Raw genomic sequence first — 13,453 nt, 5'->3', positions numbered from 1 at the left:
TTGCCGTCCTTCCCTTGACGTCCGCTCAGACGGCCTTCTCGATGCGCGTCTGGCCGCCCATATAGGGCACCAGCACATCCGGCACCGATACCGAACCGTCTTCGTTCAGATAGTTTTCGATGACGGCGATCAGCGCGCGCCCGACGGCGACACCGGATCCGTTCAACGAATGAACGAAGCGCGTGCCCTTGTCTTCCTTGGTGCGGTAGCGGGCATTCATCCGGCGGGCCTGGAAATCGCCGCAGACCGAGCAGGACGAAATCTCGCGGTAGGTATCCTGTCCCGGCAGCCAGACCTCCAGATCATAGGTCTTGCGTGCACCGAAGCCCATGTCGCCGGTGCAGAGCGTCATGACACGGTAGTGCAGACCCAAGCGCTTCAGCACCTCTTCCGCACACGCCGTCATGCGCTCGTGCTCATCCACCGAAGTTTCGGCATCGGTGATCGAAACCAATTCGACCTTGTTGAACTGGTGCTGGCGCAGCATGCCGCGGGTGTCGCGACCGGCCGAACCCGCCTCCGAGCGGAAGGACGGCGTCAGCGCGGTGAAGCGCAGCGGCAGCTTTTCGCCTTCGAGGATCTGCTCGCGAACGATGTTGGTGAGCGGCACTTCTGCAGTCGGGATCAGCCAGCGTCCGTCCGTCGTGCGGAACAGGTCTTCGGCAAATTTCGGCAGCTGTCCCGTACCGTACATCGCATCGTCGCGCACGAGGAGCGGCGGCTGCACTTCGGTGTAGCCGTGTTCCTGGGTGTGCAGGTCGAGCATGAACTGGCCGAGCGCACGCTCGAACCGGGCCAGCTGGCCTTTCAGGATCGTGAAGCGCGAGCCGGAAATGCGGGCAGCCCCTTCGAAATCCATGAGGCCGAGCGCCTCGCCGATCTCGAAATGCTCGCGCGGCTGGTGATTCCAGGTGGGCTTGTTGCCGACCACGCGCTTGACGACGTTGCCGGTCTCATCTTCGCCGACCGGAACGTCCTCGAGCGGGATGTTCGGAATGCGGGAGAGCGCGTCGTTGAGCTCTGTTTCCACCTTGCGGCTGTCTTCCTCAAGCGCCGGCATGGCGTTCTTGAGTTCGGCCACCTCGGCCTTCAGTTTTTCGGCAAGCTCGGCGTTCTTCTGCGCCATAGCGGCGCCGATGTCCTTGGACGCAGCGTTGCGGCGCGACTGCATGTCCTGCAGCGACTGAAGGATCGTGCGGCGGCGTTCGTCGAGGGCGATCAGCGACGCCGACAAAGGCTCCGCGCCCCGCTTCGCCAGGGCGGCGTCCAGCATCTCGGCATTTTCACGGATCCATTTAATATCAAGCATTGTCGTTCCACGCGTTGGTCAACTCACGGCGCGAAATCTCGAATGCTCAGCCCTTGGCGGGGCCGACCTCTCCGGAAGATCCTTCCTGCGACTCGGCAACTTCGCTCTTGAGCGCGTCCGCTGCCCGCTGTCTTTCGATGAGTCGCGCCGTATAGATCGAAATTTCGTAGAGAAGGATGGCTGGCAGTGCAAGGCCGATCTGGGAAACGGGATCGGGCGGCGTCAAGATGGCTGCGACGAAGAACGCAATGACGATCGCGTACTTTCGCTTATCCTTGAGGCCCTGGGAAGTGACGAGCCCGACGCGCGCAAGCAACGTCGTCACCACCGGCAACTGGAAGACGAGGCCGAAAGCGAAGACCAGCGACATGATCAGACTCAGGTATTCCGATACCTTTGGCAGGAGCTGGATTGCCACCTGCCCTTCGCCGCCGCCCTGCTCCATGGCCAGAAAAAACCACATAACCATGGGCGTGAAGAAGAAATAGACCAGGGCGCCCCCCATGAGGAACAGTATCGGCGACGCGACCAGGAATGGCAGGAAGGCAGCGCGTTCGTTCTTGTAGAGGCCTGGGGCGACAAACTTGTAGATCTGCGCGGCGATCACGGGAAAGGCGATGACCATAGCGCCGAACATCGCCACCTTGATCTGGGTAAAGAAGAATTCCTGCGGGGCCGTATAAATCAGCTCGACATTGCGATGGTTCAGGCCGGCCCAGCCCACTGCCCATTTGAACGGCAGCACCAAAAGGTTGAAGAGGCCCTTGGCAAAGTAGAAGCAGACGAGGAACGCCATGAAGAACGCGCCGACGGCCCACATCAGGCGTCTGCGCAATTCGATCAGATGCTCGATCAGCGGCTGCGGCCGGTCCTCGATATCGCCGCTCATGCTTCACCTTTCTTGCGCGTGCTGGCGCGCGGCTTGGACGTCTTGGTAGCCGGCTCGGCTGTTGCGGGCTTCGACGACTTCTTCTCGGCCACCGCCTTTGCGGGTGCCTTTGCCGGAGTTTTGGGCGCAGCCGCCTTTGGCGTTGCAGATTTCTTTGCCACCGGTGCCGGATCGGCCTTCGCCTTTGGCATCCGCTTGGGCTTTTCAGCCGGGACGGCAACCTCGGCGCGCTCGAGCTGACGAGTGGCAGAGCCTACGGCCGCAGCGGCGACCGCATCTGCGGGCTTCGCTTCCGCGACAGCTACCGGAGCGGCCATGACCGGCCCCGCAGTCGCGGGCTCGGTGGTACCCGTTGTGGCGGGCTTGTCAGGCGTCGCAGCCTTCTGCAGGTCCGATTTGATATCGTTGCCGATCTGGCGAAGCGGATTCATCGCATCCCTGAGCGCATTGGCCGGGTTGAGACTTTGCGCATCGCTGATCGTTTTTCGGACGTCGTCCAGATCCGCTTCGCGCAACGCTTCATCGAACTGCTGACGGAACTCGGAGGCCATGCCACGCAATTTCGTGGTCATGCGCCCGAATGCCCGCAGCATCGGCGGCAGATCCTTCGGCCCAACAACGACAATGAGAACGATTGCAATGACGACAAGCTCGGTCCAGCCGATATCAAGCATTTGATATGTCCTGCAAATCCATGATCCAGCCCGCCTGGCATCAATGCCAGCCGGGCCCTACGGACGCTTGATCGTTAGCGAACTTCGTCTGACTTGTGGTCGACCGTCTTGTTGTCGATCGTCTTGTCAGCCGAACCGGCGTCGTCCTCGCTCATGCCCTTCTTGAAGTTCTTGATGCCTTTGGCAACGTCGCCCATCAATTCCGGAATCTTGCCACGACCGAACAATAGCAGGACCACCGCCAAAAAGATTAGCCAGTGCCAGATGCTTAAGGACCCCATGCTCTTACTCCCTTGAGGCTCTCATCAAAATTAAGAGCCTGCCACATGTCAAATTTCAGGCGTGCCACGGACAATCGCGCCTTGCGATCGACCCTAAGACGTTGATGCGTCTTTTTCAAACAGCAATATATCCCGCTCGTTAACCGAAAGCATTACGTCACGCAATCCTTGCGGCAATTGGTCCGCGCGGATACGGGCGCGCACAATGTCCTCGCAGCCCGGCACGGCCAGTTCCAACAACTCCACCACACCGATGAACCGGCGGGAAACGATGCGCGCAGGCGTGTCGCCATTCTCCTCGCCGACGCGCACCCCGGAAAGCCGCACCGCGACCGAAACGCGCTCCCCTTCGCCGTGGCGCCCGGCCGCTACGGTGCCGACCGGCGTATCGACGCGGCCATTGTGAACCTGCGCATTGAACACGTTGATTTCCGAGAAGAAACCGGCCGCAAAGAGGTTTCTCGGATGGCGGTAAAGCTCATCTGCCGTACCAACCTGGACAAGTCGCCCATCTTGCAGCAGCGCAATTCGATCGGCCATGCGCATCGCTTCTTCCGCATCGTGGGTGACGACGATCGCCGTCGCCCGGGTCTCTCTGAGGATAGCGAGCGTATCGGCGCGGATCGAATCCTTCAGACGCGAGTCGAGGCCGGAAAACGGTTCATCCATCAGAAGCACGGCAGGACGCGGCGCAAGCGCGCGCGCAAGCGCCACACGCTGCTGCTCGCCGCCGGAAAGCACGTGCGGGTACTGGTTAGCGTAGTGGGAGAGCCCCACACGCTCGAGTGCCGCGTCCGCCTGGTTCAGGGCTTCCTTCTTTGGAATCGCCGTCAGGCCAAAGCGGACGTTGTCGCGAATGGACATGTGCGGGAAGAGCGCGAAATCCTGGAACATCAGCCCGACACCGCGTTTTTCGGGCGGCAGGAAAACCGTGGGGCCGGAAATCTCCTGGCCATTGAGCAGAAGGCGTCCCGTGCTCTGCTTCTCGATCCCTGCGGCGATACGCAGCAAGGTCGTCTTGCCGGACCCAGACGGACCGAGCAGGCAAAGGACCTCGCCGGCCTTGGCCGCCAGGCTGACGCCCTTGATCGTTTCCTTGGCGTGATAGCTGTGATGAATATCTTCGAAGGCCAGGCTCGCCGCGAAGGATACACCCGCCGTCCGTCGCGTTGTCATGACGGGAGCGTCCTGCGGATCTGAAACCATGCTTGCATTCCTTGACACCAGTCGCGCCCGCTGAAACGGCCGGGCGCCAGGGAAAGCCGATATCCCCATTCAGGTTTTAATCAGCTTCTTCGCCCTTCGGTGTCAAGAGCCCCAGTTCTTCAAGGTCCAGCTGGGTGATGGGGTCTTCGTTCTCGGCAAGTTCGTCTTCGCCTACCGGAACGGGAATATTGAGATTGGACGGCACGCGGCCGGAAAGCAGCCCCGCCCCCTTCAGCTCCTCGATACCCGGCAGGTCGCGCAGTTCTTCGAGACCGAAGTGATCGAGAAAATCGCGGGTGGTGCCGAAGGTGACTGGCCGGCCCGGCGTGCGCCGGCGTCCCCTGAAGCGGACCCAGCCCGCTTCCATCAGCACGTCGAGCGTGCCCTTCGACGTCTGAACCCCGCGGATATCCTCGATCTCCGCGCGGGTCACCGGCTGGTGGTAGGCAATGATGGAAAGAACTTCGAGCGCAGCGCGCGAGAGCTTGCGGACCCCCTGTTCGTCGGTCTGCACGACGAAGGAGAGATCGGCTGCCGTGCGGAAAGCCCAATGGTCGGCGACCTGAACCAGGTTGACGCCGCGCGTCGCGTAGAGCGCCTTCAGCCGCATCATGATGCGACCGACATCGGCACCAAGCGGCAGGCGACTTTCGATATAGGTCTCCGACACCGGCTGCGCCGAAGCAAACACCAGGGCTTCCGCGATCCGCTCGGCTTCCTGCTCCATCCGAGGATCGAAGGTCGGCGTCGCTCCGATCTCATCGTCCTCGTCGGAAGCTTCGGGCACGTACTTTTGGGCTTCAGCCACGGGCTGCCTCCATTTCGGCAAGCGTCTCCGCATCGATCGGGTTCGGTCCGCGCCGAAGATAGATGGGCGCAAAGGCCTCTTCCTGGCGGATCTCCAGCCGGCCCTCGCGAACCATCTCGAGCGAAGCTGCGAAGGAACTGGCGATCGCCGTTGCCCGCTCCTTCGGCGTCGTCATGTAGCGGATGAGAAAATGATCGAGCGCTGTCCAATCGTCGAGACCGCCGATCATGCGCGCCAGTATCAGGCGCGCGTCGGCAAGCGACCACACATGGCGCTTCTCGATCGTCACCTGCGTGATCGCCTGACGCTGACGCAGGCTCGCATAGGCGCTCAGGAGATCATAGAGCGAGGCATCGAAGCCGGACTTCTTCTCGGTGACGATATGTTCCGGGGCACCGCGAACGAAGACATCCCGGCCGAGCCGGTTTCTATTGATGAGCCTTGTTGCCGCCTCACGCATCGCCTCCAGGCGTTTCAGCCGGAAAGCCAGGGCCGAGGCCATTTCCTCGCCCGTTGGACCGTCGTCCTTCGCCTGTTGTGGGATCAGCAGGCGCGATTTCAGATAGGCAAGCCATGCCGCCATGACGAGATAGTCGGCGGCAAGCTCGATGCGGATGCTGCGCGCCCGCTCGATGAAGGCGATATATTGCTCGGCGAGTGCAAGTACGGAGATGCGCGAAAGATCGACACGCTGGCTGCGGGCAAGATGAAGCAAGAGATCGAGCGGGCCTTCGAAACCGGCAAGATCAACCACCAGCGCTTCTTCATGCAGCCCGCGCTCTGAAGTCTCTTCCTGCCACAGGGGCTCCATCGGCGCCTTCGACGCAGGCTTGCCTTGTCTTTCGCCCGCATTGCTCACTGACAGTCCAATCCTTTCCTGCCGGCCGCGCCTACCTTACACCGTCGCGAACTGGCCGTTAAACTCTGTCCGTAGATCGCTTTCGCTCGCATCGTCAGGCGCCCGGAACGCCGCTTCGACAGCCTTCGCCCGACGCAGGCTCTCGCCGGCGAGAACCGGCACCACGTCGGCGACGGCCTTCATTTCTTCCATTATGCCATGACAATGCAAGACGAGATCAAGCCCCGCGGCGATGATGTTGCGCGCGCGAGTGGTCATGTCGCCGGCCAGCGCGTTCATCGAGACGTCGTCCGACATCAAAAGACCGTCGAAACCGATGTGACCGCGAATGATCTCGCGCACCACCTTCGCCGAGGTTGTCGCCGGATTGTCCGGGTCGATCGTAGTGAAGACCATGTGCGCCGACATCGCCATCACCTCGTCCTTCATCGCAACGAAGGGCAGGAAGTCGCTGGCGGCAAGCTCTTCGAAAGTAGCCCTGACCACAGGCAGATTGTGGTGCGAGTCGACGAAGGTGCGGCCGTGACCGGGCATGTGCTTCATGACAGGCAGCATGCCGCCGGCCTTCAACCCCTCGCCCATCGCGCGGCCGATCGCCGTTACGGCCTCAGGGGCGTGACCATAAGCGCGATTGCCGATGACGTCGTGGCTGCCGGGCACCGGCACATCGAGCACCGGCAGACAATCGACCGTGATGCCGAAGCGCATCAGGTCGAAGGCGTGGAGGCGTCCCATCAGCCAGGCAGCACGCAGACCGAGCTCCCGGTCGCGGCGATAGATTTCGCCGATCGCCGCGCCATTCGGGTATTGCTGGACGAGCGGTGGCCGAATGCGCTGCACGCGCCCGCCTTCCTGGTCGATGAGCACAGGCGCGTTCGGATTGCCGATGCTGTCGCGAAGTGACGCCACCAGATCGGAAATCTGCTGCTCCTCGCCGATATTGCGCCCGAACAGGATGAAGCCCCATGGCCGCTCGCCGGCAAAGAACTGGCGTTCGTCTTCGTTAAGAGAAAGGCCCTTGCAGCCCGAGATAAATGCTTTTGATTCGCTCATTGAGAAAGCATAGAGCGGGCGCCGCCCGGCGCGAAGCCACAAAGACGAAGCCCCGTCGTTCATGCACAAGGCCATGGGGCAAACGAAAACCCTGAAATGCGAAGGGCGCGGCCTATGAGCCGCGCCCTTCTCAACTCTATCCGTTGTGCCCGGCTTACTTGGTCACCAGGCAGCTTCCGCCAGCGCCCTTGTACTTGGAGCACAGGGCAATTGCCTCTTCCTTGGAGCCGGCCGGGATGCGGACACGATAGTAGGTGCCCTTGCCGGCGATCTCCGCCTTGCGGATATCGACGCCACGGCCGCCAATGACGCTGCCGAACTTGCTGGAAAGGCTGTTGTAGGACTTCTGTGCTTCGGCTTCGGACGGCAGGGATGCGACCTGGATGAAGTATCCGCCGGTCGGAACCGATGCGGTTGCAACCTGCTGCGCCGGCTGGGCTTCTGCAGTGGCAGCCGCCGGCTCTTCGGCCGGACGCACGTTGCTGCGCTCGGTAGCAGTGCCGGCAACATTAGCCGGCTGCTCGACCGGACGCGCCTGCGGCGTTGGCGCCTTGTCGCCTGTTGCCGTCGTCGTCACGCTGCGAACCGGAACCTGTTCGATATCGGCATTGCCCGTTGCGGCAAGCGCTACCTGATCGACATTGGCCGATGCCTGACCGGCAGCAGTGACGTCAGCCGAAGCGACTTCCTTCGAGGGCGCTTCCGGCAGCGGCTGCGTCGCGCCGGCGACATCGGTCGCGGGTGCGGCAACCGGCTCTTCACGAGCAACCAGCGTGCCATCCGGCTTGACGATCATCGTGCGCACCTTGCGCGGTGCGACGGCCGGTGCCTTGTCTTCTTCCTGAGCGGCAGTCTGGGCGCCGCCATCCGGCAGCAAGCGAGCGCCGTCCTCGTCATCCGCCGGCAGGTTGGCCTGCAGGCCGTCCGAGTCGTCGCTGCCTTCGAGCGGCAGCGTTTCCGGCGTCAGCGTCTTCTGAACGACGTCCATCGGCTCTTCGGTCGAAGAAACCAATGCTTCCTGCTGCGGCGCTCCGGCTTGGGCTCCAGCGACGCGATCGTAAACGGCCTTGTCCTGGTTCGGTACGGTCTTGCCGCCCTTTTCTTCCGGCACGACCTTAACCGGTCCCTTGTCGGCGAGAATGATCTTGGGACCCTCGGCAGAGGTTACCGCACCACTGCCGCCCATCCAGGCGTAGACAGCCGCACCACCGAGAATGATGACGCCAGCAACGCTTGCCGCGAGCAGCATCGTGCGCTGCGACCGCCGACCCGAGCCGTAGTCGCGATAGTCGCCCGCATCGTCCTGGCTCTGCACCGGGGAAACCCGCTCGGCATCACGCGTCGGCGACTTCCGTTCGGTTATGGAGCGGCGGAAGTCCTCTTCCATCGCCTTTTCGAATTCGTCGAAATCGTCGAGCGCGCCGCCTCCGAACGACGGATTTGCATTTGCTGCCGGGGTCGGACGAGCCACTTCGGCCTTTTCAACCGCGGCCGGACGGGGATCCTTGGCGGCCGGAGCCGGCGTGCCGAACAGCTGCGCCATTTCCGCATCGATATCGAGATCGTAGTCTGCCGGATAGGCGACCGGCTTTTCCGTTTCGATAACCGGCAGCTGCGGCACATCCATGTCGGCGATCGGCGCAACGCCATTCTCGGCTTCGGCGATCATCGAGGGATCGAAGGGCAGCGTGCTTTCAGGCTGCACGTCCTGCTGCTCCACCGGGGCCGGAGCCACGAAGGTTTCGACGGAACGTTCCGGTTCACGCTGCGGAGCAACCGCCTCGATGACCGGCTGCGCAGCAGCCTGCGGCACGACCGCAGGTGCGACGGCAATCGGTTCGGTCGGTCCGAGGTCCGCAAGATCGAGCTTCAGTGCGGCATCGGAGAGCTCCATTTCGAAGTTCTCGATGTCGAAGCCCGGCTCGTTCTCCGGTTCTGCAACGGGCTGGACCGGCTGGGCAGCCTCGACAACCGGCGTAACGGCAGGCGTGGCGACTGCGGCAGCTGCGGGTGCCGCAACAGGCGCTGCCTGCGTCACGAGCGGACCGGCGAAGGCGCGCTGCTGGCTGGCGCCCGAGGGCGAAGCAACAGGCGTCGCCCGGCTGAAGGTCGGCGTAAAGGGATAGGGGCTCTTCTTCGCCGGCGGCGCAACCGTGTTTACCGGGGCGGCTGCGGGAGCAACGACCGGCTGTTGCGTGGCGTGAAGGGCAGGATGAGACTGCACGGCAGCGGCAACCACGGCGGTCACCGGCGGAACCGGGAAGCGCTCGATATCCGCAAGGAGATCGTCCCGGGCAATGTCATGGCCCGCGGGCTCTTCCGGGATTGTCTCGCTCACGTATACGGCCTCGTCCACGCGCTCCTCCGGAGCGACGTCGAGGTTGGCAACGTCAAGGTTGGCAACCTCAAGGCTCGGCTCGTCGTAAATCGGGAACGGCTCGGGGACAGCAGCGGGCTCGGACCAAGCCGTCGACAATTCTGCGGCCGGTGCCTGCCAGTCGTCGACTACCTGTTCCTTCGCCTCAGATACCGGCTCTTCTTCGAACGGCAACAGATCGGCTTCGCCGAGCGACAGTTCGAGCTCGCGCTCCAGATCGAACGCCGGCTCATCGGCGACAAATTCCGTGCTATCGACTTCGGCACCCTGAGGGGCGGCCGAGAACGACTGCACTTCGACAACCTGCTCCGGTTCCTCTTCGGCGACAGCGGCCGGTGCTGCGACCGGCTCGGGCTGACGGAATATCGGCGCCTCGTACTCTTCCGCGAATTCGGCTACCGGCTCGATCCGGGCCTCTTCGACCGGCTGCGGCGCCGAAGCCGGCTCCACAACAGGCTGCTGCCCAGCACGGGGTGCATCGTAGCTGTCGAAAGCGCGAAGGAGTTCGTCTTCGAGATCGAAGGCGGGTTCCTGACGGACCGCCTCCTGATGTCGCTGCAACTCTTGCAATTGCTGTACGGCCGGACGGGCATCGTAACCGACGATCCGGGCGAGTTCGGCCAACGGATCATCGTCTGCCAATACATCGAATTCAGCCGGCCCGCTTCGTGCGAATTGTTTGTCTGCCATGCTCTCCACTCACAATTGCCTGTATTTATGTGCCAGTGCATTGTGGGAAAATGGTGACAATACTTATCGCATTTCCTCCGGTGCGGAGGTGCCTGTAATAGACAGGCCGGACTTCAATACCGAAGCGACAGCATGCACCAGCCCGAGTCTGGCAGTACTTAATTGTCTATTTTTATCGTTAACAAAACGTAATTCCGGATTCTCTTTACCTTTGTTCCAGTGTCCGTGGAAGGCAGCGGCAAGATCGTACAGGTAAAACGCGATACGATGCGGCTCCTGAGCCAGTGCCGCGGCCTCGATCACGCGCGGATATTCTGCGAGCTTGGCAACGAGCTGAAGCTCCGTCGGATCCTCGATCTGCCCCTGAACCGCACCGGCGAAATCAAGCGATTCGATGTCCAGATCCGGGAACGCGTCCACCGCCTGGCGGAACACAGACCGGCAACGCGCATGCGCATATTGCACGTAAAAGACCGGATTATCCTTGGACTGTTCTGTAACCTTGGCAAAGTCGAAGTCGAGCGGCTCGGAATTCTTCCGGTAGATCATCATGAAACGAACCGGATCACGGCCGACTTCATCGACGACTTCGCGCAGCGTGACGAAATCGCCGGAGCGCTTCGACATCTTCACCGGCTCACCGTCGCGGAAGAGCTTGACCAATTGGCAGAGCAGAACCGTAAGTTTCGACGAACCGCCAGACACGGCGCGCGCCAGCGCCTCGAGCCGCTTGACGTAACCGCCATGGTCGGCGCCCAGCACATAGATCATCTCGTCAAAGCCGCGGTCGAACTTGTCCTTGAAGTAGGCGACGTCAGCGGCGAAGTAGGTGTAGCTTCCGTCCGACTTGATCAGCGGCCGGTCGATATCGTCACCGACCTCCGTCGAGCGGAACAGCGTCTGCTCGCGATCTTCCCAATCCTCCGGGAGCTGCCCCTTCGGCGGCGGCAACGTACCCTTGTAGACGTGCCCCTTGAAGGTCAGGTCGTTGATTGCCGTACGAATCGCAGCCGCCCCATTGGCGTGAAGCGTGCGTTCGGAGAAGAAGACGTCGTGAGTGACGTTCAACGCCGCGAGATCCTCTCGGATCATCACCATCATGGCATCGATCGTCCGGTCCTTGACGAGCGGCATCCACTTGTCTTCGGGCATCAGGCGCAGGCTCGTGCCGAATTCATCGGCGAGCGCTTCGCCAACCGGAACGAGATAATCACCCGGATAAAGACCCGGCGGGATTTCACCGATGTCTTCACCAAGCGCCTGGCGATACCGCATGAAGGCAGAACGTGCGAGAACGTCGATCTGCGACCCGGCGTCGTTGATGTAGTATTCCTTGGTCACCGCATAACCGGCAAAGGCCAAAAGGTTGGCAAGCGCGTCGCCGACCACGGCGCCGCGGCAATGGCCGACATGCATCGGTCCCGTCGGGTTGGCCGAGACATACTCGACGTTAACCTTGCGGCCCGAACCGACAGTGCTGCGGCCATAGTCGGGGCCGGTGCGCACCATGTTCGACAGCAGCTTCTGCCAATAGGAAACCGAAAGCCGGACGTTGATGAAGCCCGGGCCGGCAACGGTCACTTCGGTGACTTCCGGATCCTGCTTGAGCTTCTCAACGATGAGCTCAGCGAGCGCCCGCGGGTTCAGGCCGAGGGGCTTGGCCAGCACCATGGCGGCATTGGTCGCGACATCACCGTGGCTTGGATCGCGCGGCGGCTCGACATTGACACGGCCGAAGTCAAGCTCGGATCGCTTTTCTCGAACGCTGTCAAGCGTTTCGAGAATGTCCTTAATTCTTGATTCGAAGTCCGTGAAGAGATTCATCTGATCCGTCCGCTTTTCCCGACCACATGTGGCCGGCGCAAAACTCAAAAAGGAGGCTCGGTTCGCTTGAACCGTAAGCCTCCGGGCGGGGCGTCCCTACCGCAAATCCGGCGTGTGGTCAAACAAGCGCTTGTGCACGCTGATCGCGAAGGTATCGGTCATGCCGGCCAGATAGTCGCCGACATGACGGGCCCTCGCCGGTTCGGCCATGCCCGAGATCTGATCGATCCAATAGTGCTCCCGCATCAATTGTGGGTCGTCCATGAAGGCATGATAGAGATCGCAGACGATCGACGCCGCACCTTCCCGCACCCGCATCACTTCCGGGTGGCGATAGATCCGGGTCATCAGCAGACGCTTGATCTGCTTGTCCGTCTCGCTCATCTCCTCGGAGAACGTCGCCATGACCGTACCCGCCTGACGTACCTCGGCTGCGCTCTCGGGGCGAATGTCCGCGATACGCTGCTGGGCGACGCCGATCACGTCCTCGACCATTGCCGTGATCTGACGGCGCATGATTTCGTGCGTGAAGCGGCTGCTTTCAAGACCGGGATAACGATCGTGAACCTCGCGCATCAGACGGGCAAGGAACGGCACGTCTTCCAGCATCTCGAACGTCAGGTAGCCGGCCCGCAGGCCATCATCGATATCATGGGTGTTGTAGGCGATATCGTCGGCGATGGCCGCGACCTGCGCCTCCAAGCTCGCATAACTCGCCAGTTCCAGATCGTGAAGCGCACAGTAGTCCAGGATCGGCTGAGGCACCGGTCCGCGCGTACCCTGGCCGTCGGGCGTGAGTAACGGCCCATTGTGCTTGACCAGCCCCTCAAGACTCTCCCAGGTCAGGTTCAGCCCGTCGAACTCGGCGTAGCGCCGCTCGAGTTTGGTGACGATGCGCAGCGACTGGGCATTGTGGTCGAAGCCGCCATGGGGCTTCAGCATCTCGTGCAGGGCGTCCTCGCCCGTATGGCCGAACGGCGTGTGACCGAAATCGTGAACGAGGGCGACGCCTTCGGCGAGGTCCTCGTCGAGCTTGAGGGCACGCGCCAGGGCGCGGGCGATCTGCGCCACTTCGATCGTGTGCGTCAGCCGCGTCCGATAGTGGTCGCCGTCGGCAGCGATGAAGACCTGTGTCTTGTGCTTCAGCCGGCGAAAGGCCGTCGTGTGGACGATGCGATCGCGATCGCGCTGGAAATCCGAACGTGTCGCGCTCGACGCTTCCGGATAGAGCCTGCCGCGCGTCGCCCAGGGGTTCGACGCGAACGGCGCGTGTTCACCATAACCGAAGCCCAGCGCATTTTTGTCGAATGTCATTTTCCACCCAAATCGTCATCCCATTGACGGGACATTGAAGCCTTCATACCTATAGTGAAAGCCACGGAAACGCGTCGCGCAAGCATCGACCGATTCCGCAAGCGAAAGCAACGGCTTGGCCGCGGGGGTTGAAACGACCTCCGGCGTTGGCCGAGGCGGTGCTGCAAAC

11 protein-coding genes are annotated in these 13,453 nt (G+C 62.1%); all 11 read right to left on the bottom strand.

The features are described 5' to 3' along the window. Positions 1-25 precede the first annotated feature (25 nt). The 11 genes from serS to BLU35_RS06250 all read right to left on the bottom strand — a co-directional run bounded on the left by serS (position 26) and on the right by BLU35_RS06250 (position 13,284). Entirely contained in the window at positions 26-1,309 is a 1,284-nt protein-coding gene (gene serS, locus BLU35_RS06300) for a serine--tRNA ligase (protein ID WP_093232422.1), read from the bottom strand. 46 nt (positions 1,310-1,355) lie between these two features. Next, complete coding sequence (tatC, locus tag BLU35_RS06295) at positions 1,356-2,198, bottom strand: twin-arginine translocase subunit TatC (protein WP_057255820.1); 843 nt, start codon at positions 2,196-2,198, stop codon at positions 1,356-1,358. Further along, positions 2,195-2,872 (bottom strand): Sec-independent protein translocase protein TatB, encoded by a 678-nt coding sequence (gene tatB, locus BLU35_RS06290; RefSeq protein ID WP_093232421.1) that lies wholly within the window; start codon positions 2,870-2,872, stop codon positions 2,195-2,197. The genes tatC and tatB overlap by 4 nt, the downstream gene beginning before the upstream one ends. 74 nt (positions 2,873-2,946) lie before the next feature. After that, complete coding sequence (locus BLU35_RS06285) at positions 2,947-3,153, bottom strand: twin-arginine translocase TatA/TatE family subunit (RefSeq protein ID WP_057255816.1); 207 nt, start codon at positions 3,151-3,153, stop codon at positions 2,947-2,949. Positions 3,154-3,246: 93 nt separating this feature from the next. Then, complete coding sequence (locus BLU35_RS06280) at positions 3,247-4,359, bottom strand: ABC transporter ATP-binding protein (RefSeq protein ID WP_093232420.1); 1,113 nt, start codon at positions 4,357-4,359, stop codon at positions 3,247-3,249. 76 nt (positions 4,360-4,435) lie between these two features. Then, positions 4,436-5,167 (bottom strand): SMC-Scp complex subunit ScpB, encoded by a 732-nt coding sequence (scpB, locus tag BLU35_RS06275; protein ID WP_093232419.1) that lies wholly within the window; start codon positions 5,165-5,167, stop codon positions 4,436-4,438. Further along, positions 5,160-6,026, bottom strand: coding sequence for a segregation and condensation protein A (locus tag BLU35_RS06270; RefSeq protein ID WP_373419810.1), 867 nt, complete (start codon positions 6,024-6,026; stop codon positions 5,160-5,162). The genes scpB and BLU35_RS06270 overlap by 8 nt, the downstream gene beginning before the upstream one ends. 36 nt (positions 6,027-6,062) lie before the next feature. Continuing rightward, positions 6,063-7,079 (bottom strand): beta-N-acetylhexosaminidase, encoded by a 1,017-nt coding sequence (nagZ, locus tag BLU35_RS06265; RefSeq protein ID WP_057255810.1) that lies wholly within the window; start codon positions 7,077-7,079, stop codon positions 6,063-6,065. Between the two features lie 154 nt (positions 7,080-7,233). Continuing rightward, on the bottom strand, positions 7,234-10,146 hold the full coding sequence (locus BLU35_RS06260; protein WP_093232418.1) for an SPOR domain-containing protein: 2,913 nt from the start codon (positions 10,144-10,146) through the stop codon (positions 7,234-7,236). Between the two features lie 63 nt (positions 10,147-10,209). Next, a complete protein-coding gene (gene argS / locus BLU35_RS06255; protein ID WP_093232417.1) occupies positions 10,210-11,970 on the bottom strand; it encodes an arginine--tRNA ligase in 1,761 nt (586 codons plus the stop codon). A gap of 96 nt (positions 11,971-12,066) precedes the next feature. Further along, complete coding sequence (locus BLU35_RS06250; protein WP_093232416.1) at positions 12,067-13,284, bottom strand: deoxyguanosinetriphosphate triphosphohydrolase; 1,218 nt, start codon at positions 13,282-13,284, stop codon at positions 12,067-12,069. Positions 13,285-13,453 lie beyond the last annotated feature (169 nt).

This window comes from Sinorhizobium sp. NFACC03 (genome assembly GCF_900103435.1).
Classification (GTDB): Bacteria; Pseudomonadota; Alphaproteobacteria; order Rhizobiales; family Rhizobiaceae; genus Ensifer.
The sequence above is the reverse complement of the archived record's forward strand: the minus strand, read 5'-3'. Positions and strand labels throughout refer to the sequence as shown.

Excerpts from the sequence above, each read along its gene's own strand:
- tatB (WP_093232421.1), bottom strand. The coding sequence starts at position 2,872 with ATGCTTGATATCGGCTGGACCGAGCTTGTCGTCATTGCAATCGTTCTC.
- BLU35_RS06260 (WP_093232418.1), bottom strand. The coding sequence starts at position 10,146 with ATGGCAGACAAACAATTCGCACGAAGCGGGCCGGCTGAATTCGATGTA.
- BLU35_RS06280 (WP_093232420.1), bottom strand. The coding sequence starts at position 4,359 with ATGGTTTCAGATCCGCAGGACGCTCCCGTCATGACAACGCGACGGACG.
- argS (WP_093232417.1), bottom strand. The coding sequence starts at position 11,970 with ATGAATCTCTTCACGGACTTCGAATCAAGAATTAAGGACATTCTCGAA.
- BLU35_RS06285 (WP_057255816.1), bottom strand. The coding sequence starts at position 3,153 with ATGGGGTCCTTAAGCATCTGGCACTGGCTAATCTTTTTGGCGGTGGTC.
- BLU35_RS06250 (WP_093232416.1), bottom strand. The coding sequence starts at position 13,284 with ATGACATTCGACAAAAATGCGCTGGGCTTCGGTTATGGTGAACACGCG.
- serS (WP_093232422.1), bottom strand. The coding sequence starts at position 1,309 with ATGCTTGATATTAAATGGATCCGTGAAAATGCCGAGATGCTGGACGCC.
- tatC (WP_057255820.1), bottom strand. The coding sequence starts at position 2,198 with ATGAGCGGCGATATCGAGGACCGGCCGCAGCCGCTGATCGAGCATCTG.
- nagZ (WP_057255810.1), bottom strand. The coding sequence starts at position 7,079 with ATGAGCGAATCAAAAGCATTTATCTCGGGCTGCAAGGGCCTTTCTCTT.